This is a genomic window from Streptomyces sp. NBC_00667 (assembly GCF_036226825.1).
Lineage (GTDB): Bacteria > Actinomycetota > Actinomycetes > Streptomycetales > Streptomycetaceae > Streptomyces.
The window spans coordinates 4,692,240-4,713,628 of sequence record NZ_CP109022.1; the positions used below are offsets into that span (position 1 = coordinate 4,692,240).

At 72.5% G+C, this 21,389-nt stretch carries 15 protein-coding genes; 8 read left to right on the forward strand and 7 right to left on the reverse strand.

Features of this window, described 5'->3' with window-relative positions; all coding sequences use genetic code 11:
• Positions 1 to 19: 19 nt before the first annotated feature.
• Together OHA81_RS21900 and OHA81_RS21905 are read left to right on the forward strand one after the other, a co-directional pair.
• Complete coding sequence (locus OHA81_RS21900) at positions 20 to 1,540, forward strand: MFS transporter (RefSeq protein WP_329198422.1); 1,521 nt, start codon at positions 20 to 22, stop codon at positions 1,538 to 1,540.
• 194 nt (positions 1,541 to 1,734) lie between these two features.
• Positions 1,735 to 2,667, forward strand: a complete 933-nt coding sequence (locus tag OHA81_RS21905) for a hypothetical protein (RefSeq protein ID WP_329198424.1) — start codon at positions 1,735 to 1,737, stop codon at positions 2,665 to 2,667.
• 242 nt (positions 2,668 to 2,909) lie between these two features.
• Here the strand turns inward: OHA81_RS21905 and OHA81_RS21910 are convergent, their stop codons facing one another.
• On the reverse strand, positions 2,910 to 5,180 hold the full coding sequence (locus OHA81_RS21910; protein WP_329198425.1) for a M4 family metallopeptidase: 2,271 nt from the start codon (positions 5,178 to 5,180) through the stop codon (positions 2,910 to 2,912).
• Between the two features lie 381 nt (positions 5,181 to 5,561).
• Here OHA81_RS21910 and OHA81_RS21915 point away from each other — a divergent pair, with 381 nt between their 5' ends.
• On the forward strand, positions 5,562 to 7,046 hold the full coding sequence (locus tag OHA81_RS21915) for a sugar transferase (protein ID WP_329198427.1): 1,485 nt from the start codon (positions 5,562 to 5,564) through the stop codon (positions 7,044 to 7,046).
• 16 nt (positions 7,047 to 7,062) lie between these two features.
• Here the strand turns inward: OHA81_RS21915 and OHA81_RS21920 are convergent, their stop codons facing one another.
• Positions 7,063 to 8,016, reverse strand: coding sequence for a GDP-L-fucose synthase family protein (locus OHA81_RS21920; protein ID WP_329198429.1), 954 nt, complete (start codon positions 8,014 to 8,016; stop codon positions 7,063 to 7,065).
• 344 nt (positions 8,017 to 8,360) lie between these two features.
• Between OHA81_RS21920 and gmd the strand changes: the two genes are divergently transcribed.
• From gmd to OHA81_RS21940, 4 genes are all read left to right on the forward strand, one after another.
• Positions 8,361 to 9,374, forward strand: a complete 1,014-nt coding sequence (gene gmd / locus OHA81_RS21925) for a GDP-mannose 4,6-dehydratase (protein ID WP_329198431.1) — start codon at positions 8,361 to 8,363, stop codon at positions 9,372 to 9,374.
• Positions 9,375 to 9,622: 248 nt separating this feature from the next.
• Positions 9,623 to 12,406, forward strand: coding sequence for a CBM96 family carbohydrate-binding protein (locus OHA81_RS21930; protein ID WP_329198433.1), 2,784 nt, complete (start codon positions 9,623 to 9,625; stop codon positions 12,404 to 12,406).
• 97 nt (positions 12,407 to 12,503) lie between these two features.
• Entirely contained in the window at positions 12,504 to 13,181 is a 678-nt protein-coding gene (locus tag OHA81_RS21935; protein ID WP_329198435.1) for a hypothetical protein, read from the forward strand.
• 135 nt (positions 13,182 to 13,316) lie between these two features.
• Positions 13,317 to 13,535, forward strand: coding sequence for a hypothetical protein (locus OHA81_RS21940; protein WP_329198438.1), 219 nt, complete (start codon positions 13,317 to 13,319; stop codon positions 13,533 to 13,535).
• Between the two features lie 25 nt (positions 13,536 to 13,560).
• Here the strand turns inward: OHA81_RS21940 and OHA81_RS21945 are convergent, their stop codons facing one another.
• Complete coding sequence (locus OHA81_RS21945) at positions 13,561 to 14,688, reverse strand: glycosyltransferase (protein ID WP_329202455.1); 1,128 nt, start codon at positions 14,686 to 14,688, stop codon at positions 13,561 to 13,563.
• Between the two features lie 8 nt (positions 14,689 to 14,696).
• A complete protein-coding gene (locus tag OHA81_RS21950; protein ID WP_329198439.1) occupies positions 14,697 to 15,236 on the reverse strand; it encodes a WcaF family extracellular polysaccharide biosynthesis acetyltransferase in 540 nt (179 codons plus the stop codon).
• Between the two features lie 109 nt (positions 15,237 to 15,345).
• On the opposite strand from OHA81_RS21950, the gene OHA81_RS21955 reads away from it, so the two are divergent.
• Positions 15,346 to 16,851 carry a hypothetical protein gene (locus OHA81_RS21955; protein WP_329198441.1) on the forward strand — a complete coding sequence of 502 codons (1,506 nt, stop codon included), beginning with the start codon at positions 15,346 to 15,348 and terminating at the stop codon, positions 16,849 to 16,851.
• A gap of 240 nt (positions 16,852 to 17,091) precedes the next feature.
• On the opposite strand, the gene OHA81_RS21960 is transcribed toward OHA81_RS21955, so the two are convergent.
• From OHA81_RS21960 to OHA81_RS21970, 3 genes are read right to left on the reverse strand one after another with little or no spacing between them, the layout of a single operon-like run.
• Positions 17,092 to 18,312: a hypothetical protein gene (locus tag OHA81_RS21960; protein WP_329198443.1), complete on the reverse strand. Its 1,221-nt coding sequence runs from the start codon at positions 18,310 to 18,312 to the stop codon at positions 17,092 to 17,094.
• Positions 18,309 to 20,072 (reverse strand): lipopolysaccharide biosynthesis protein, encoded by a 1,764-nt coding sequence (locus OHA81_RS21965; RefSeq protein WP_329198445.1) that lies wholly within the window; start codon positions 20,070 to 20,072, stop codon positions 18,309 to 18,311. The genes OHA81_RS21960 and OHA81_RS21965 overlap by 4 nt, the downstream gene beginning before the upstream one ends.
• Positions 20,069 to 21,274: a glycosyltransferase family 4 protein gene (locus OHA81_RS21970; RefSeq protein WP_329202457.1), complete on the reverse strand. Its 1,206-nt coding sequence runs from the start codon at positions 21,272 to 21,274 to the stop codon at positions 20,069 to 20,071. Before OHA81_RS21970 ends, OHA81_RS21965 begins: the two co-directional genes overlap by 4 nt.
• Between the last annotated feature and the right edge of the window lie 115 nt (positions 21,275 to 21,389).

Here is a 21,389-nt window from a genome sequence, read left to right on the forward strand (position 1 = left end):
CCCCCACGAGGAGAGATTCATGCGCAAGTGGCTGCCGCTGACGGCGGTCTGTCTGGGGGCCTTCATGCTCCTGGTCGACGTCACGATCGTGACCGTCGCCCTGCCGGACATGGCCGCCGACATGCACACCGGGTTCTCCGCCCTCCAGTGGGTGATGGACGTGTACGCCCTGGCGCTGGCCGCCCTGCTGCTCGGCGCGGGCTCCCTCGCCGACCGGATCGGGCGGCGCCGCGTCTACCTCGGCGGTCTCGTGCTCTTCGCCGCCGCCTCGCTCGCCTGCGGCCTCGCCACCGGCCCTGCCGCCCTGATCGCCTTCCGCGCCGTACAGGGCCTCGGCGGCGCGGCGATGTTCGCCACCACCATGGCCCTGCTCAGCGCCGCCTACCAGGGCCGCGACCGCGGCATCGCCTTCGGCGTGTGGGGGGCGGTCAACGGCGCCGCCGCCGCGGCCGGGCCGATCATCGGCGGGCTGCTGACCGAGCACTTCGGCTGGCGCTGGATCTTCTACATCAACCTGCCCGTCTGCGCCCTGGCGGTGTACGTCACCCTCAAGGCGGTCACCGACTCCCGCGACCCGCACGCCAAGGGCCTCGACCTGCCCGGTATGACCGCCTTCACCGCGGGCGCGGGGGTCGTCACGTACGCGCTGATCCGGGCCGGCGAGAACGGCTGGACCTCCGCCTCCACCCTCGGCCTCCTCGGCCTCGGCGCGGCCGCCTTCGCCGTCTTCGTGCTCGTCGAACTGCGCACCGCCCGCCCGATGCTGGACCTCTCGCTGTTCCGCAGCAGTACCTTCGTCGGGGTCATGGCCGCCGCGCTGCTGCTGTCCGGGGCGGCGTTCTCGTACCTCATGTACGTCTCCCTCTGGCTCCAGTCCGTCGAGGGGATGAGCCCGGTCGGCGCGGGCCTGGTGGTGGTACCGCTGAGCCTCGCCTCGTTCCTCGTCTCGGCGCTGGCCGGCCGGCTCCTGCACGGCGCCCCGGCGCGGCTGACCATAGGCGGCGGGCTGGCGCTCATCGGGGCGGGCGCGCTGCTCCAGGCCTGGATGCTGGACGCGGGCGACGGCTGGCCGGCGCTGGTCCCGGGCCTGCTGATGACGGGGGCCGGGGTGGGCGCGGCGATCCCCTCGCTGGCGGCCACGGCGATGGGGGCGGTGGCCCCGGCCCGGGCGGGCATGGCCGGCGGCGCGCTGAACACGGCGCGGCAGCTGGGGATGGCCTTCGGCATCGCGGTGCTCGGCTCCCTCTTCCACGCCGGGCTGGCGGACGGGCTGGCCGGCTCCGGTCGGGCGCGCGGGACCGCGGAGGCGTTGGCGTCCGGCGGGGCGGGGCGGCTGCTGGCCGCCGCCCCGGCGGCGAAGGCCTGGGTGGAGGCGGCCTTCGTGAGCGGGCTGCGCGAGACCTTCGTGGCCTCGGGGGCGATGGGTCTGCTGGGCGCCCTCGCCGCGGTGCTGCTGATCCGTTCGGCGGGGCGGAGCGCGGGCGGGCCGCAGGCCGGGGGCCGGCCCGCGGAGGCCGTGGCGGTGGTGGACCGGGTCTGAGCGCGGGGTGCGGCGGAGGCCGTGGGGCCGGTCGGCGCGGTGACTGCCGTATGGGCCCCGCCGACCGATCCAGGAGGGTGAACCTTCGAACGCGCTGGGCACGCTGAATCGTTTCATCCGAATCGTCCGCTCCTACGCTGCCCGCTGGAAGCCACCGGACCCGGCGTTCCAGCCGACCAGAGAACGGACTCTTCATGCGTGCTCGTACCACCGCCGCCGCACTCCTCGGTGCCCTCGCCATCGTCCTGCCCACCGCCGGCGCCACGCTGGCGGCGGATCACGACGACGATGACGGCCGTCGCCCGCTCGGCCGCCTGGAGTACCTCGTCGATGACGATGACGACGACGAGGCCGGCGGCAACGAGCACCGCCAGATCCGCCCGGCGGACAACGACACCTGCTACAGGCTGACGGGCACCTCGTGGGAGAACCCGGCGACCACCGTGCGCAACGAGACGGAGTCGCTGGCGGTGTTGTTCCGGGACCGTGAGTGCGGCGAGCGGGCCGAGCGGGCGCTCGCGCCGGGGGAGCGGGCGCACGGCGTCCAGGTCCGCTCGGTGCTCTTCAAGCCGACGGACGACGACGACCGCGAGGGCCGCCACGACGGACGCGGCGACGACTGGAACGGCGGGCGCCACGACGGAAATGACGACGAGTCCGGCAACGGCGACGAGGACCGGGGCCGCCGCCACGAAGCCGGGCCGGGCATGGCGGGGGCGCCGGTGCACAACGGCGCCAAGCCGGCCATGCAGGAGATGATGAAGCCGCGCACGGACGAACCTGCCGACGAGCAGCCGGCCGACGAGCAGGCCGGCGACGAGCAGGCCCGTGAGGAGCAGGCCCGCGACGAGCAGGCCCCTCAGGACCAGCAGGCGCGCGACGAGGAGGCGCGCGACGAGGAGGCCCGCGACGAGGAGGCCCGCGACGAGCAGGGCCGCCAGGACCAGGCCCAGCGCGAGGAGCAGACCCGCCAGGAGGAGAGGGGCCGTCAGGACCAGGCCCAGCGGGACGAGCAGGCCCGTATGGAGCAGCAGGCCCGCGAGGAGCAGGACCGGCGCGAAGAGGAGCAGGGCCGCACCGGCGAGCAGGGCGACATGTTCGACCGCATCTTCGGCGCCATCGACTGACCCGACCTGACCTGACCTGACTGACCCGACCTGGCCGGCAGCCGCGGGACCTGCCGACCGGATGACGCGCAAGGGCCCGGCACCCCCGTGGTGCCGGGCCCTTGCGCGTCGTGGAACCGTTCGTGGAACCGTTCGTGGAACCGTCATGGAACAGGGCCGCCCGGGGAGGTCGTCTCCCGGGCGGCCCCGCGATCAATCGGACGAGCCTGGGTTCGGCTCGGCCCCCGTCACCCCTGTCGGGGTCAGAACGTGAGCTTCCAGCTGTTGATGTAGCCGGTGTCCGCGGAGGCGAGGTCCGCCACCCGCAGCTTCCAGACACCCTGCGCGACCTCGGAGGAGGCGTTCACGGTGAAGCTCTGGACGATGTTGTCCGCGCTGCCGCCGCTGCGGTTGCGCAGGTTGTAGACGGAGCCGTCGGGGGCGACCAGGTCGACCCGCAGGTCACCGACGTAGGTGTGGACGATGTTGACGTCCACCTTGAGGGTGCTCGGGGCGTTGCCCGTGCGGGTCACCGTGATCGGGGACTCGACGGTCGAGTTGTCCGCGATCTGGTAGTCGTTCGTGTTCTCGAACACGCTCTGCTGGACCGTGCCGACGGTCCAGGTGAAGGACGCCGTACCCGTCTTGCCCGCGGAGTCGGTCACCGTGACGGTCACGTTGGACGTGCCCGCGGTGGTGGCGGTGCCCGAGATCAGACCCGTCGAGGAGTTGATCGACAGGCCGGCCGGCAGACCGGTCGCCGCGTAGCTCAGCGCACCCGCGTTGGTGCTGGTCGCCTGGACCTGCAGGCTCACGGCGGTGTTGACCTGGGTGGTCTGGTTGGCGATCGGGGTGACCGAGACGCCGGAGGTGATGCGGGCACCGACGTTGATGCCGGCCCAGGCGTTGGCCACGTTGTTGTACGTGGTCGAGCCCTGGCCGTACAGGTCGGCGGCGGCCTGCAGCGTCGCCGTGCGGGCGGCGGCGTAGTTGGTGTTCGACTTGAAGTAGCCGACCGTCAGCGCGCGGAACCAGATCTTCGCGGCGGCGTCGCGGCCGATCGCGGTGACCGGGAGGTTGTCCGAGGTCGGCGAGTTGTAGCTGACGCCGTTGATGACCTTGGCGCCGGAGCCCTCGGACATCAGGTAGAAGACGTGGTTGGCCGGGCCCGAGGAGTAGTGGACGTCGAGGCCGCCGAGGCTGGAGGACCAGTAGTCCTTGGAGCCGCCGTCCTTGCTGGGCTTGTCCATGTAGCGCAGCGGGGTGCCGTCGCCGTTGATGTCGATCTTCTCGCCGACCAGGTAGTCGCCGACGTCCTGCGGGTTGTTGGCGTAGAACTCGACGTTCGCCGCCATGATGTCGGAGGTCGCCTCGTTCAGGCCGCCGGGCTCACCGCTGTAGGTCATGTTGCCGGTGACCGAGGTCAGACCGTGCGTCATCTCGTGCGCGGCCACGTCGATGGACGTCAGCGGGTGCGTGTTGCTGGTGCCGTCGCCGTACGTCATGCAGAAGCAGCCGTCGTCCCAGAACGCGTTGACGTAGGCGTTGCCGTAGTGCACCCGGCTGTACGGGGCGACACCGTCGTTGCGCAGGCCGTTGCGGCCGTGCACGTTCTTGTAGTAGTCCCACGTCAGCTGGGCGCCGTAGTGGGCGTCCGCACCGGCCGTCTCGCGGTTGGAGGCGGCGCCGTTGCCCCAGACGTCCGTGGTGTTGGTGAAGAGCGTGCCGGTGCCGGAGCTGCCGCCCTTGAGGTCGTAGGTCTTGTGGCCGCCGCGCCCGGCGTCGGTCAGCGTGTAGCTGCTGCCCGACTGCGAGGTGCCCATCGTGACCTGGCCGCTGTACATGGTGTTGCCGGTGCCGGTCTCGATGGCCTGCCACTGGGTGATCTTCGCGCCGGTCTTGGCATCGGTGACCACGTGCAGCTCGCTCGGGGTGCCGTCGTCCTGGAGGCCGCCGACGACGGTCTCGAAGGCGAGGACCGGCGCGCCCTCGGCCGCCCAGATCACCTTGCGGGCGTTCTTGGAGGGCTTGGCCTGCTTGGCGCCCGCGGCGTTGGCCGAGGAGACGGCCTGGCTCTCGGCCGCCGAGGGGGCGACGGAGGGGCTGGTGTCCGCCACGCTGATCTCGTGGTTGGTGGCCTTGGTCACGCTCTTGGTGACGCCGCCCTTGGCGTGGACCGTCAGGTCACCGCCGAGCACGGGTATGCCGTCGAACGTGCGCTCGTACGTGGTGTGGGTGGTGCCGTCGGCATCCTGGACCACATCGCGGACGACCAGGCGCTCCTTGCCGCCGAGGCCGAGGGCCTTGGCCGCCTGCACCGTGGTCGAGTTGGCATCGGCGAGGAGCGTCGCACGCTCCGAAGCGCTGAGCAGGCGGGCGGCCGCGCCCGGGTTGGGCTGAGCCGCCTTGGTGGACTGCGACGACGCGGTGGCGTCGGCGTTGGCGGTTCCGGCCTGAATGCCTACGGCGAGCAGGGCCGCGGCGGCGACGAGGGCGCCGGCCGCGGTGGCGCGCCGCTGGGGGGTGTGACTCAACGCAAACTCCTTCTGCAAGGGGGGTTCCGGACGGCTGGGTGGGCCTCCGGGCAGATCAGGGCTCGTGCGATGAACGGTCGAAGAGTGTCACCTGCGGGCGTCGATGTCAGGGCCACATCAAAAGGTTGGCTGGAAACAGTCCGTTGTCCGAAGAGACGTATCCGGTATCCGAACCATTCACTTTTGTGTGAGAGGAGGAGCCGAAACAGCCGGAACTACAGATACCGGTTGCTAACACTTGAGCAACGGGGGACCTCGTTAACGCAAACGGCATTTACCGTACGGGTGTTTGTCGTACTGTTTCCCGGTGCGTCAGATGCTCGTCGCCAGGGGAAGCCGCGGGCACACGCCACTGACATAGACCACGTGCCAGGGGGGCCCATGAGGCATGTCCATTTTCCTGCGCAAAGAGTGGCCGGGACGGCCGTCGATCCGACCGCGTCGAGTTCGGCGCCTCCGCGCCGGCTCGTCGACAAGGCCCGCTGGTACCTTCCCGCGGCGGTCACGGCCGACTTCCTGGGAGCGGCCGTCCCCGTAGGACTCGTCTTCGACGCGGCGCAGCAGGCCCGGCCCGTCTACTGCGCGGTCGGTGCGGCCCTCGCGTGGACCGCGGTACAGGCGCTGCGCCGACGGTACGCGACCCGGACGCTCGGTGAGTCCCGCGGAGTGCTGCCCGTCGTCCACGACTGGCTGATTCTGATCGGTGTCCTTGCCGTCGCCCGTGTGGTGACCGGCGAAAGCACCCCGCGGCTGGCGGCGCTGGGGGCGCTGCTGCCCGCCCTGCTCGTGACCGTCGCCTGCCACAAACTGACCTACCGTCACCTCTTCGCCGCCCGCCGGGAGGCCCAGGCGGTCAGCCGGGTCCTGGTCGTCGGCGAACCCGAGGCCGCCGAAGGCGTGATCGCGCACCTCGCCTCGCGCACCGACCACCCCTACGTGGTCGTCGGCGTCGTCCCGGTCGGCGAAGGCCGGCTGGACAGCGGCGTACCCGTCGCGGCCCGCCTGGACGCGGCCCCCTACGGTCCGAACGAGGACGCCACCGCGGTGCTGGGCGCCGTCCGCAGCCACCACGCCGACCTGGTGCTCGTCGCCCCGGGCGTGCGGATCGCCGGGGACCGGCTGCGCCGGGTCGCCTGGGCGCTGCACGACGCCGGGCTCGAACTGGCCGTCTTCCCCGGCCTGGTGGAGATATCCGTCAAGCGGCTGGAGACCCTTTCCGCCGGCGGGCTCGCCGTGCTGCGGATCGCGCCGCCCGTGCGCAGGGGCGTGCAACCGCTGCTCAAGTCGGCGCTGGACCGGGCGGGGGCCGCCGTCGGGCTGCTGTTGCTGTCGCCGCTCTTCCTCGCGCTGGTGCTGGCGATACGTTTCGGCTCGCGCGGGCCGGCCTTCTACAGCCAGCGCCGGATCGGGCGTGACGGGGTCCCGTTCGTCATGTGGAAGTTCCGCACGATGGTCGTGGACGCCGACCGGTTGAAGCCGGAACTGGCGGGGGCCAACGAGAACGACGGCCTGATGTTCAAGATGCGCCGGGACCCCCGGGTGACCCGGGTGGGCCGGCTGCTGCGCCGGACCTCGATGGACGAACTGCCGCAGCTGTTCAACGTGCTGACCGGCAGCATGTCCCTCGTCGGCCCGCGCCCGCCGCTGCCCGAGGAGGTGGCCCGGTACGACGAGACCGAGCTGCGCCGTCTGAGCGTGCGGCCGGGTATGACGGGCCTGTGGCAGATCAGCGGACGGTCGGACCTGTCCTGGGACGAAACGATTCAGCTTGATCTGCAGTACGTCGACAACTGGTCCTTCACCAGCGATGTCGACGTCATGGGCCGTACGCTCCGCGCCGTCGTCGACGGCCGCGGAGCGTACTGAGGGGCCCGCCTTGCGATCAGCGCGACATCGGGGAGTCCAGCCACCAGCGGTAGGTGGACGCGATGCCGTCGCGCAGCGGGATGCCGGGCTTCCAGCCCAGCGAGGTCAGGCGGGTGACGTCCAGCAGCTTGCGGGGCGTCCCGTCCGGCTTGGAGGTGTCCCAGGCGAGCCGGCCCTCGAAGCCGGTCACCTCGGCGACCGTCTCGGCCAGTGCCCTGATGGTGAGGTCCTCGCCGCAGCCGATGTTGACGGGCTCGTCGCCGTCGTAGCGTTCCAGCAGCACCGCGCAGGCGGCGGCGAGGTCGTCGACGTGCAGGAACTCCCGGCGCGGGGTGCCCGATCCCCACAGCGTCACCTCCTCGCGCCCCTCGGCCGAGGCCTCGTGGAAGCGGCGGATCAGCGCGGGCAGGACGTGCGAGGACTCCAGGTCGAAGTTGTCCCCCGGGCCGTACAGGTTCGTGGGCATGGCCGAGATGTACGAGGCGCCGTACTGCTTGCGGTACGACTGGACCTGCACGATCCCGGCGATCTTGGCGAGGGCGTAGGCCTCGTTGGTCGGCTCCAGCGGGCCGGTCAGCAGGGCGTCCTCGCTGATGGGCTGCGGGGCCAGCTTGGGGTAGATGCAGGACGAGCCGAGGAACAGCAGCCGGCCCACCCCGGCGGCGTGCGCCCCGGCGATGACGCTGAGCTGGATCTTGAGGTTGTCCTCCAGGAACTGCACCGGGTAGGTGCTGTTGGCCATGATCCCGCCCACCTTGGCGGCGGCCAGCACCACGGCGTCCGGGCGGACGTCCCGCAGGTACGCCTCGGTCGCGGCGCCGTCGCGCAGGTCGAGCTCGGCGCGGCTGCGGGTGAGCACCTCGTGGCCGTCGGCGGTCAGCCGCCGGGCGACCGCGGACCCCACGAGGCCGCGGTGGCCGGCGACGAAGACGCGGGCGTGCGGGGGCAGGAGCGGCAGCGAACTTGTCATACCGCCGATGATGCCAGTCCGCCGCCGCGGGTTTGCGGGGGAGGGGCCGCCCCGGCCCACGGGCCCGCGCGCCCCGGATCGGCAGCGGGTTCCGGCGGTGTGGCCGGGGCCGAATGCGGGGGGATCGGTTCCGCAACAGGCGTGTACGGTACCCATCCGGCCCCCCGGGTCCGGGCCGGCGGCCGTACGCGCGCCGCGGCCGCGGGCCCGCCCGCCCCGCACTCCGGGCCGCCGCCCTCCACGGCGCGGCGGGCCCGCCACACACCATGAGGCGCAGCCTCGACAGGGCCGGCGGAAGACCGCCGGCCGGCACGACAGACCGCAACGACCCCCAGGGGGACCCTATGGGCAAGACCGCACTGATCACCGGCGTCACCGGGCAGGACGGCTCGTACCTCGCCGAGCTCCTGCTCTCCAAGGGATACACGGTGCACGGGCTCGTGCGGCGCTCCTCCAGCTTCAACACGGAGCGGATCGACCACATCTACCAGGACCCGCAGACCGAGAACCGCTCCCTCGTGCTGCACCACGCGGACCTGTCCGACGGCGTGGCGCTGGTGAACCTGCTGCGCGACATACGCCCCGACGAGGTCTACAACCTGGGTGCGCAGTCCCACGTCCGCGTCTCCTTCGACGCACCCCTCTACACCGGTGACGTCACCGGCCTCGGCGCGCTGCGCCTGCTGGAGGCCATCCGGGCCAGCGGCGTGGACACCCGTATCTACCAGGCCTCGTCCTCGGAGATGTTCGGCTCTACCCCGCCGCCGCAGAACGAGCAGACGCCGTTCCACCCGCGCAGCCCGTACGGTGCCGCCAAGGTCTTCGCGTACTGGACCACGGTGAACTACCGCGAGGCCTACGACATGTTCGCGGTCAACGGGATCCTCTTCAACCACGAGTCCCCGCGCCGCGGCGAGACCTTCGTGACCCGCAAGATCACCCGCGCGGTCGCCCGGATCAAGGCCGGTCTCCAGGACCACCTCTACCTCGGCAACCTCGACGCGGTCCGCGACTGGGGCTACGCGCCGGAGTACGTCGACGCCATGTGGCGGATGCTCCAGCAGGACGAGCCCACCGACTACGTGGTCGCCACCGGCGTCGCCGCGACCGTCCGCGAGTTCGTCGAGTCCTCCTTCGGACACGCGGGCCTCGACTGGAACGAGCACGTGCGCTACGACCCCAAGTACGAGCGCCCCAGCGAGGTCGACGCCCTCATCGGCGACGCCTCCAAGGCGCAGGAGATCCTCGGCTGGAAGCCGACGGTCCTGGTGGCCGAACTCGCCCGGATCATGGTCGACGCCGATATCCGCCAGGTCGAGGACCAGTTGGCGGGCGCAACGGTCCGCATCGACCGCTAGAGGACGTATATTTCGCCTGTTGATTTGCTGCGTCCCGGTCACGCCGTGCGGGTACCTGCCGCGTGACCGGGGCGAACCCGCCGTATGTCCGCCGTGCGCCCTCCATGCGGAACCCGTTGATTCCAAGTTGGTATGCAATGGGTCAAGTGAGGTGACCGGGCCCTCGCGTGAGCCCTAGTCTGCGCCAGTACATATGGCTGATCGGATAGTTCCAGCCATCAAAACCGGGCGATTGCCCTGGGGGGCTCATGCGTAGATCCAGAGGGCTGACTGCTGCCCTCGTCCTGTCACTGGCCGGTGCCGGCACCGGCATAGGCCTGGTGCTGATGCCCGAGGCATCCGCCATCACGCCGCCCGTGGCCTTCACCGCCGACGAGCTGCCCACCTGGCAGCCCAACGGCATCGTCTGGGCGATGGCCCAGGCCGGCGGCACGGTCTTCGCCGGCGGCACCTTCTCGGCGGTCCGTCCGCCGGACGGCAGTGGCAGCGGCACCGAGCAGGAAGCGGTGAACTTCGTGGCGCTCGACGCCGCGACCGGCGCCCCGACCTCCTGCAAGCTCGCCTTCACCGTCGGCGACGGCAGCGCCACCGTGCGCGCCCTGGCCGTCTCGAAGGACAAGAAGACCCTGTACGCGGGCGGCTACTTCGGCGCCGTCAACGGCACGCCGGTCTCCAGCGTCGCGGCGATCGACATCGACACCTGCACCCCCAAGGCGTCGTTCCACCCCAGCTTCCCCTCCACCGTGCGCGCGTTCGCCGTCACCGACGACACGCTGTACGCGGCGGGCGACTTCACCACCGTCGAGGGCCAGACCCGCGAGCGGTTCGCCGCGGTCGACGCCGGCTCCGGTGCGCTGAGGCCCTTCGTCGCCAACGCCGACGAGCCGGGCCGGGCGGTCGCGGTCACCCCCGACGGCAAGAACGTGCTGCTGGGCGGTGACTTCTTCACGGTCAACGGCCAGAACACGCACGCGCTGGCGGTCGTGGACTCCGCGACCGGCGCCGTCGCCAAGACGTACGGCACCATCCCGTCCAACTCGGTCGTCAAGTCGATCGCCACCGACGCGACGGGCTTCTACACCGGCAACGAGGGTTCCGGCGGCGGCGTATTCGACGGCCGCATCGGCCTCAACCTCGGTGACTTCAGCGAGAAGTGGCGCGACCGCTGCCTCGGTGCCACCCAGTTCGTCCTGCCGTACGACGGAGTCCTCTACAGCTCCTCGCACGCGCACGACTGCTCCCTGAACGGCGAGTACCCCGACGGCCGCCGTCACCACCTGCTGGCGCAGCCCACCGACTTCCAGGGCGCGCCCCCCGCCCCGGTGGACGGGTTCGTGGCCAGCCCCCGCAAGCTCGGCTGGTTCCCCGACACCAACGACGGCCTCGGCGAGGGCATCGGCCCGCGCGTCATGGCGGTCGCGGAGAAGGGCGACACCAAGTACATGTGGGTCGGTGGCGAGTTCACCACCGTCAACGGCGTCGCCCAGCAGGGCCTGACCCGCTTCGCCTCCACCGGTGACGTCGGCGCCCCGACCACCCCGGTCGCCAGCGCCGCGAGCGTCAAGCCCGGTGAGGTCCAGGTCCGCTGGCGCACCAGCTACGACGAGGACGACAGCAAGCTGACGTACCGGATCTACCGGAACGGCTCGTCCACCCCGGCGCACACGATGACCGCCGACTCCCTGGAGTTCGAGCGGCAGCAGGCCTCCTGGACCGACACCACGGTCAAGGCCGGCCAGTCCTACACCTACCGCGTGACCGCGACCGACGCCGCCGGCAACACCAGCGCGCTGTCGGCCACCGCCTCGGTGACGGTCCCCGCCTCGGTCCAGTCGTACCCGAACCAGGTCCGCGCCGACGGCGCCAACCTGTACTGGCGCTACGACGACACCGTCAGCCCCTACGTCGCCGACTCCTCCGCGGGCGGCAACACCAGCGGCATCCAGCTGAACGCCCCGGCCCTGCGCCAGACGCCCGGCGCCGTCTCCGGTGCCAGCACCGCGATGGGCTTCAACGGCACCAGCCAGCAGGTCTACAGCGACCACCGCCAGACGGTCGGCAGCAGCTACACCGTCGAGACCTGGTTCAAGACGAACACCACGCGCGGCGGCAAGCTGATCGGTTTCGGCAACAACACCGACCGCAACAGCGGCTCGTACGACAAGCAGCTGTACATGACCAACACCGGCCGCCTGGTCTTCGGCGTGTACAACGGCTCGACCCGGACCCTCTCCACCGGCCTGTTCGAGACGTACAACGACAACAAGTGGCACCACGTCGTCGGCACCCAGGGCCCCTCGGGCATGGCGCTGTACGTGGACGGGCAGAACAAGGGCACGCTCAACGTCACCGGCTTCCAGCAGTACGCCGGTTTCTGGCACGTGGGCGGCGACAACCTGAGCAGCTGGCCGAACCGTCCGACGAGCAACTTCTTCGCCGGACAGATCGACGAGACGGCCGTCTACCCGACGGCGCTGACCCAGGCCCAGGTCAAGAACCACTACGACCTCGCCAAGGCCCCCACCGACACGGTCTCCAAGGTCGTCACGACCGAGGACACCTACATCAACCAGGGCGCCCCCGGCCAGGCCTACGGCACGTCCACCTCGCTCGCGGTGCGCGGCACCTCGGCGTACGAGACGTACCTGCGCTTCAACCTGCCGGCCGCCCCGGCCGGGACGGTCCTCAAGGCGGCCTCGCTGCAGGTCAAGACCACGACGCAGACCGGTGCCGGTACGGCCGACACCGTGTCCGTGGTGCCGGTCACCGGCACCTGGAGCGCGGCGGGCACGACGTTCAACACCAAGCCCACCCTCGGCACCACCCCGCTCGGATCCCTCGCGGGCGTGCCGGACGGCTCGGCGATCCAGAACGTCGAACTGGACACCACCGCCGTCTCGTCGGTGCTGGGCACCAACGGCTACAGCGTGGCCCTGACGAGCACGGGCACCGACCCGCTGTGGCTCTGGTCCTCGGAGGCGACGGCCGCGGACGCCGCGCCGCAGCTGATCCTCACCTTCGGCCCCAAGTAACGGCCGAGGCACCACCCGCCTGACGGAGTACGGGGCCTGCCCGCGCGGCAGGCCCTGTACTCCTTTGTCCACCACCGGCAAGTACGGGAGCCCCCTGATGTACCGACGCTCCGCAGCGGCTGCTGTTCTGCTGGCCGCCGCCCTGACCCTGACCGCCTGCAGTTCGGACGGCGACGCGAAGGCCGATCCGGCGGCCGGCAAGCCGAAGCCGCCCGCCGCCTCCCCGGCGCCGGACCCCGCGGACAGCCCGGGCGCGCCCGCCTCACCCGGGGCGAAGCCGTCCGGTCCGGTCCTCCCCGACGCGAAGCTCGTCCCGAAGACGGGCAGTTTCACCGAGACGGAGAAGAAGTACCTGAGCGGCCGGGTCCCGGAGAAGATGGACCCCGCGGCCGTCCTCCAGACGGGCCAGGAGTCCTGCCAGCGGGTGGAGCGCACGGCCAAGCACGACAAGGACGCGGCCACCGGGGCCATCGTGGCCGGCGAGATCCCCGGGGCGAAGGACGCCATCCCGTTCCTGTGCCCGGAGCAGAAGCCGATCCTGGCCGCCGCCGAGAAGGGCTTCGGCGACGGCCGCCACCAGTCGCCCGCCCCGGGCACCTACCGGGCGCTGACCCAGAGCACCACCTGCTCCTGGGAGGCGAAGGGCAAGGACGGCTCGGTCCTCGCCTCGGGCCCGGCCGCCCCGCCGAAGGCCGGCGACAAGATCACGGCGACGGTCCCGGCGGGCACCGCCGAGTTCACCTCGACCGCCTGCTACGCCTGGATCCCCGCCTGAGCGGCGGCAGCCGTACGAGAACGCCCCCGCGGACGGCGTCACCGTCGCGGGGGCGTTTGCGTGCCCGGGCGTTTCCATGTCCGGGGCGGGGGTACTCGCGCCGTCACAACACCACGAGCGTGGAGGCGACTTGACATGCGAGGCATCGGCGGCTGCATAGCCCTGATCGTGGTGGGGGCCATCCTCACCTTCGCGAGCGACTGGCGGATGGAGGGGGTCAACCTGCCCCTGGTCGGCCTGATCATGATGGCGGCGGGCGCGATCGGCCTGGCCGTGTACTCCAGCGTGCTGCGCCGCCGCCGGGCGGCCGGGGTGCTCCCGGTGGTCGAGGAGCGGGGCCGCGACATCATCTGACGCCGCCCCGCCCCGAGCGGGGCGGCTACGCCCCCGCGCCGCGCGCGGACCCGTACACCGGCAGGAGGGTGTCCAGCACCGCGTCCATGGAGAACGACTGCGCCGCCAGCTTCCGGGCGGCGACCGAGGCCGACCGGTTCGCGTCCGGGTCCAGGAGGGCGAGGACCGCCTCGGCGACCCCCGCCGGACCCGGTTCCACCGCCCGTCCGGCCCCCGCCGCGGCGACGTCCCGGGCCAGACCGTTGGAGTGGGTCACCACCGACGGCACGCCCACCGCCAGCGCCTCCAGCACCGACATGGGGAAGGGCTCCTCCACCGACGGCAGTACGTACACGTGGGCCCGGCGCAGCTCCGCCAGGACCTCCGCGCCCGACAGGGCCCCGGGGACCGTGAAGTGCGCGTCCAGCCCCAGCTCCGCGATCCGCGCCCGGACCGCCGCCAGTTCGCCCTCGTCCGGCCCCGCCACCACGAACTCCGCGTCCGGATGCGCCGCCAGCACCGCCGGGGCCGCGTCCACGAAGTCCACCGGCCGCTTGCGGGCCTGCAGGCGCGCCGAGTAGAGGATGCGCGGCGCCCCCGCCGGAGCCGGGCGCTCCTCCTGCGCCGGGGTGCCGTTGACCAGCCGTACCGCCGTGGCCAGCGCGGGCGGCCCCACCACCGCGTCCAGTCCCTCGCGCTCGTGCGGGGTCAGGTACAGCACCGCGTCCGCGCCGCGCAGCAGCCGGCGTACCGCCACCGCGTCCAGCACCTTGGCCAGCAGCTTCCCGCTCGGGTCCACCATGCCGTGGGTCTGGAGCACCAGCGGCTTGCGGGCCCGCAGCGCGGCCAGCGCCACCGGCAGCGTCACCAGGTCCCGGGCGAGGTGGACGTGGACCACGTCGGCGTCCCGCACCAGCCGCCCCGCCGAGGCGAGGAGCGCCGGGGAGGTCATCCCGCTGAAGCCCAGCGGCAGCAGCCTGCGCGCGGGGAACAGCTTGGCGGGCACCCCCTCCACGGAGGTGGGCCACGGATCGGGGAACCCCTCGCCCAGGGCGAGCAACCGCGCTTCGTGACCGCGCGCCCGCAGCCCCTTCGCCAGGTTCAGCGCCACCCGCACCGGTCCGCCGAAGGCGTGCGAGGGGGAGTGCAGGGTGACGGCGTGCAGAACTCTCAAAGCGGCACTCACTTGGGCTCCTCCACCGGGCGGCGCCGCCCGTCCTGGGTCTGCAGGGTCAGCGCGGGCAGGTCCTTGTGCACCACCGAGCCCGCGCCCGCCACGGCGCACCGACCGATCGTCACACCCGCCAGCACGGTGGCCCGTACGGCCACCCACGCACCGTCCTCCACCACGATGGGCGCGTTGCGGTAGCGGAAGTCCGCGGCCCGGTGGTCGTGCGAGCCGGTGCACAGCATCGCCTCCTGCGAGACGCACGCGTGCGCACCGATGGTCACCGGCTCCAGGTTCAGCAGCCAGGCGCCCTCGCCGATCCACGCGTGGTCGCCGACCGTCAGCTTCCACGGCCACAGCACCCGCACCTTGTGCCGGATCAGCACGCCCTCGCCGATCCGCGCGCCGAACGCGCGCAGCAGCGCCACCCGCAGCCGGGCCGGACAGAACCACGCCATGAAGAGCGTGTTCATCACCGCGAACCAGAGCGCCTGCGTCAGCAGTCCGCGCCCCTTGTCGTACCCGGCCAGCGTGAAGGAAGGAAGATCACGCAACAGTCGCCCCTCATCGTCCGCCCCCGACAACCACCCCGCCGCGCCTCCCCGGGCGCCGCCCGCTCAGACTAGACTGCGCGCGGACCAGGCACATGGGGTGGGGGCAGCAGTGGCAACGGACGTACGCAACCCCGCCGTCGCGGCCCCGGCGCCACCGGACGAGGCCCAGTGGGGCCGTGTCACCACCCCCCGCACCCTGCTCTCTCGCGCGCTGTCCGTCCCGCTGATCCTCGGGTTCACCGTCTTCCTCCCGCTCTTCGTCGCCGTCCAGCCCGGCGACGGCCAGCGTGACGCCGCCTTCTGGCTCCAGCTGCTGCTCACGATGTACGCGGGCGCCCGGCTGTCCGCGATGGTCCTGACCAGCCGGCGCAAACTGCTCCAGGGCTCGTTCTGGCTGTTCGTCTACATGGCGATGGGCGTGGCCCCGCTCGCCCAGGCCGTCCTCGGCCGGGTCCCGACACCCGTCGTCGGGCCCCGCTACGACCTGACGACCGCCATCGGCCTCGTCCTGCTGGGCTGTACGGCCTTCGACGTCGGCGTACTGCTGGCCCGGCACCGGCCGACGGGGCGGGCGGGAGGCTCGCAGAAGGGGAAGCGCCCGGTCCTCGCGCACCGGCGGCGCCTGCAACTGCTCACCGCGCTCGCGTTCCTGTGCAGCGCGGCGTTCATCGTGAAGCTGGGCGGTCCGGCGGTCTTCTTCTCCAGCCGGCAGGAGATCATCGCGGGAATCGAGGAGGCGGGCGTCTCCAACGGCGACGGCCAGGCGGGCCAGGCCCTGCTGCGCGGTTTCGGCACGGTACCGGCGCTGCTGGCGCTGCTGCTGTACACGCGCTGGCTGATCACCTCGAAGTACGCCCGCCGCAAGGTGTCGGTCATCGTGACGTGGGGCGGGCTCGCGCTGCTGAACCTGGTGGTCAACAACCCGATCTCCAACCCGCGCTACTGGTTCCTGACGGTCATGTTCGCGCTGCTGTTCACCGTCTTCCCGGTGAGCGCGGCGATGTACCGGGTGGCCCTGTCGATGGCCGTGGTGATCGCGCTGCTCGTCTTCCCGTTCGCGGACCGCTTCCGGTACGACGAGAAGAACTACAAGCCGGTCGAGACGACGTCCTTCCTGGAGCCGATGGCCCTCAAGGACTACGACCAGATCGGCATGTTCGCGAACACCATCACGTACTCGGACTCCGGACCGGGCCACCTGTACGGGCGTCAGCTCGCGGGGTCGGTGTTCTTCGCGGTGCCGCGGTCGGTGTGGGCCGGGAAGCCGAAGGACACGGGCGTGATGATCGGGGAGTGGATGGGGACGGTCAACACCAACCTCTCGTCCCCGATCTGGGCAGAGCTGTGGGTGGACTTCGGCTCGCTGGGCATGGGCGCGGGGCTGCTCGGGATGGGGTACGCGGCCGCCCGGGTGGACCGCCGGTACGCGAAGCGGGCCACGAGGCGGTCGCCGCCGGGCAGCCTCATCTCGGTGGTGGTCCCGCTGGTGGCGGGCTACTCCTTCATCCTCCTGCGGGGCCCCCTGCTCCAGGCGTCGGGCCGCATCGCCATCGCGGCCCTGTGCCTGGCGCTGGTCGCGACGTTCCGCGAGGACAAGTCGGCCCGCCTCCGCTGACACCCCGCCCGCGTTCGAGGTGCGGGGCCGGGCCGGTTGTGCCGGGGCGGCAACATCCAGCCCCGCCGGCGTTCGAGGCGCGGGGTCCGGGGCGGAGCCCCGGAAGGCCCGGCGCAGCCGGGGTACTCGTGCGGCGGCGGCGCACCGGACCCTGCTCGGACCGGTCGGGCCGACGAGGCCGCAGCCGGCGTCAGGCCCGGCCCGGTAGGTCGCGGCCCGCGTCGGCCAGCCCCTCAGGCGTCAGGCCGGTTCCGGGGCCGGTTCCGGAGCAGGGGTCCGCAGGCGGGAGACACGGGCCCAGGCCGCCGCCGCCTTCGCGGCCGAGCCGGCGGCCAGGCCCCAGGCGGCGCCCGCCACGCCCCACACCGCGTACCCGCCCAACAGCAGCGCCACCGACAGCAGCGAGAACACCACCTGCAACGACAGCGTCGCCCTCGGGTTCAGCACCCGCAGCGTCAGCAGGGCGCAGGTGCCCAGGCCCATCACCGCGTACTGCGCCCCCGTCGCGGGGAGCAGGGCGGACGCCGCCGCCCACGTGTCGCCCAGCAACTGCCGCCCCACCGACCCCGGCAGCGCGTACAGCACCGCGCCCCACCCCGCGCCGAGCGCCGCCAGCACCCCGCCCATGAGCAGCGTCAGCCGGACCACGCCCCGCTTGCCCGACGCCCGCCCGACCACCGGCGGCCCGAACGCGTTCGCCGAGTTGAACAGCACGTTCAGGGGTCCGAACAACGTCGTCGCACCCCGCAGCGCGCCCACCGCCAGCGGCGTCGCGAACACCCCGAGCCCCAGCACCGCCAGCTGGCTGGAACCGTTGCCCACCGCGAACTCGACCACGAACCGCTGACCCAGGTGCCCGCGCCGCACGTACGGGCGCAGCTCCACCCGCGCCCCGCGCACGTACGGCCGCAGCAGCCACAGACCCAGCCCGAGCGCCGGCAGCGCCGACACCCCCCACACCAGCACCAGCCGCGCCGCCGAAGCCCCTTCGGGCTGCGCGAGCAGCGCGCCGACCACACCGCCCAGCCGCAGCACATCGGCGGCCAGCGCCCGCTCCGGCACGCGCAGCGCCGAGAAGCAGTACCGCAGCCCGTCCTGTACGAGCACCAGCGGCAGGACGAGCCCCAGCGCGAGGAACGCCCACCCCCCGGTGCCCGGCAGCACCAGGCCCACCAGGGCCAGCACCACCCCGGCCAGGGCCGAGGCGGCCGCGGTGAAGGCCAGACCCGAACGGCATACCGTGCCGAGGCGCTGCGCGGACTTCTCCAGCACCACCGTCTGGCCGACGTAGGCCATGTTCAGCCCGAGGAGCACCGTGAAGGTCACGTAGACCATCGAGAAGTCGGCGAAGCCGGACGCCGACGAAAGCCGGGCGGCCAGCACCAGCACCAGGATGTTGGTGGCGCTGGAAGCGGCCTGGTCCAGGACCGAGGCGACCGCCGCGAGGCTCCCGCGCCTCACCGCCGGCCCGTGCGGACCGTGCGCAGCGCGACGGTGTCGGTGCCGTCACCGGCGATGTGCTGCTCGGCCTCGGCGACCTCGTGCCGGATCGGCTGCGGCGCCGACGTGCGGGCCGGGGCGGGCGCCGGAGCCGGTCCCGCGGGGTCGGCCTTGCCCTTGCCCTTGCCGCGCCCGCCGCGCTTTTCGCCGGGCAGCGGCGCGTGCAGCACCGCGCCGAGCACGGTCCCGCCGGCGCCGCTGATGAGCTCCCGGATGCGGGACAGGTCGCTGCGGTGCACGGCCCGCGGGTCGCACACCACGAGCACGCCGTCCACGCGGTCGACCAGCGCGAGCGCGTCGGCGTACGAGAGCACGGGCGGCGCGAGCACCACGACGGTGGAGTTCGGCGAGTCGGCCTCGGAGATCAGCCGGGTGGCGCGCGGGGAGGTCAGCGCGCGGGCGACGTTGCGGACCGGCTCACCGGGGATCAGGTCGAACGCGCCCGACTCCCCGGCGTCCACGACGAGCTGACGTCCGTCGGGCCAGTCGGAGTCGCCCTGCTGTCCGGGCCGGCCCCCCGCGCCCGGGCCGCCCGGCATCTGGCTCCAGCGCGGCCGCCCGCCGGCGTCGGTCGGCAACTGGCTGGCCAGCACCGGGGTGCGCAGGTCGGCCTCGATCAGCAGGACGTCCTTGCCGGTCTCCGCGAAGGAGGCGGCCAGGTTCACGGCGACGGCGGCGGCTGTCTCGCTGCTGCCGCGCGGCGCGACCACCAGCAGCCGGCGCCGGTCGGCGAAGCGGGAGTCGTACGCGAGCCGGAAGGCCACCGACCGGAACTCCTCCGCCAGGCGCGGGTCTTCCTCGCCGGCGGCGAGCAGCGGTCCGCCACCGGTCTTGTCCCGCGGCAGGGAACCCAGTACCGGCGCGCGCAGGGCCCGCGCCACATCGCCCTCGGAACGCGGCGCCGGGTCGAAGACGAGCCGGACCCAGGCGGCGAGCAGGCCGAGCGCCAGACCCACGGCCGCGCCGAGCGCGAGGGACATCGGCAGGCCCGGCCCGTCGGAGTCGCCGGGCGGGGTCGCGGGGCTGGTGACCCGGCCCGGGGCCATGTCCAGCGCCTGGAGCTTGGCGATGTTGCTGTTGAGGGTGTTGACCTTGCTCTGGAGGTCGGTCTTGGAGGAGTACGCGGCGTCGCGGCCGGGGCCCGAGGGCATGGCGTTGATCTGCTTGACGAGGTCGTCGAGCTGCTTGGCGACCGGATCGCGCTGGTCCTGGTAGCCCTTGACCATCTTGTCGCGGGTGACGTCCAGGGACTCCTGCCGCTTGAGCAGGTAGGCCGCGGTCATCGCGTTGGCGCGCTTCGCGGCTTCCCTGGGGGAGGACGCGGTGTACGTGAAGCGGAGCACCATCGTCTGCGGCGGGTTGGTGACCTGGAGGCCGCTGCGCAGGGCGGGGACGCCGGAGTCGGGGACGCCGAGCTTCTTCGCCGCCTCGTCGGCCGTGGAGGAGCTGAGCGCCACCTGGCGTTCCGAGCCGATGTTGATCGCCTTGTCGGGCGCCAGGCTCGGGTTGAAGGGGTCGTCCGTGGGTGCGCGCAGCACGATGTCGGCGGTCGCGACATAGGTGTCGGCCGTCGATATGCCGAGGTAGACGCCGCCCAGCAGTCCGATGCCGACGCCCGCGCCGAGGAGGCGGCGGTAGCGCAGGAGCTGTCGGAACTGGTCCCGCAGGAGGTCCGGTTCGTCCTCGGCGGGGGCCGCTGCCGGCCGGTTCGTCTCGATCACGGCCGGGAACCCCCAAGTGCTTCGTCCATCAGTGCGTCGATGCGGGCCAGCCCCGCTTCGCGGCTCAGGTGGGCCGCGACGTGGACGGGTCCGGCGGCGCCCAGCGCGTCCGCGGCCCCCGGGTCCTCGGCCAGCGCCCGTACGGCCTCGAGCAGGGCGTGCGGGTCCTCCGGCGGTACGAGCACCCCCGCGCCGGAACGTTCCACCTCCTGGGCGGTCCCGCCCTGCGCAGCGACGGACGCGACGACGGGCCGGCCGGCCTGGAAGTACGAGGTCAGCTTGGAGGGCACGCTCATGTCGAGCACCGCCGCGTGCTGGGTGACCGCGAGCACGTCCGCCGCCGCGAGGATATCGGGGAACTCCCCGTCGGCGGCAGGAGGGATGATGTCGAGGTTCGGTACGTCGGCGGCGAGGTCGGCGAGGGCCGCGCGCTGACTGCCGTCCCCCATCAGGACGAAGCGGACGTCCGGGTCGAGCCGGGCGGCGCCCACGAGGACTTCGAGCCCCTGCTTGAGGCCCATGTTCCCGGAGTGCAGGACCACCGTCTGTCCCGGCGCCCAGCCGAGGTGGCGGCGGGTCTCGCCGCGCGGCTTGGTCGGCACGGCCACGTGCGACCAGTTGGGCACCAGGCGGATCTTCTCCTCGGGCACGCCCATCCCGACGACCCGGTCCACGAAGGTCTCGTGGATGACACCGACCAGGGTGGCGCGTTTCAGCGCGTAGGCCTCGGCACGCCCGGCCAGCGCGGCCGCCTTGTCGCCGCCGCTGATCCCGCTCTGCGCGGCGGCGGCGCCCATCAGGTCCTGGACGACCGGGACGTAGGGGACCCTCCACTTCGCGGCGAGGCGTGCGGCGAGCACCCCGCCGGCCAGGCTGGGCATCTGGGCGAGGACCGCGTCGGGCTTCGGCATCCGGGGCGGGGCCACCGCGCCGTGCAGCAGGATCGATCCTTCGAACAGGGCCCGGCGTACGGCGGTCTGGCGGGGCGGCACGGTGTGCGCACGCCGGTGCACGGTGACACCCGCGCGCCGTTCCGTGCGCCGGAGCGCCCCCTTGTACTCCGGCTCCAGCGACCAGGCCGGGTAGTGCGGCATGCCCGCGAGTACGTGCGTCTCGTGGCCGAGATCCGCCCAGTGCTCCGCGATCTGGGTGGCGTACGGCCCAATCCCCGCGTGCTCGGGAGCGTAATTGGTGGAAACCAGCAGCAGTCGCCGGTGACCGGATCTGGACACTGAACGTCCCCTTCTCCCCTGGATGATGCGCTCGTCACCCTATTCGTTCACCGGCGTGGTGCGGAACGTGCACGCTATTGTCTGC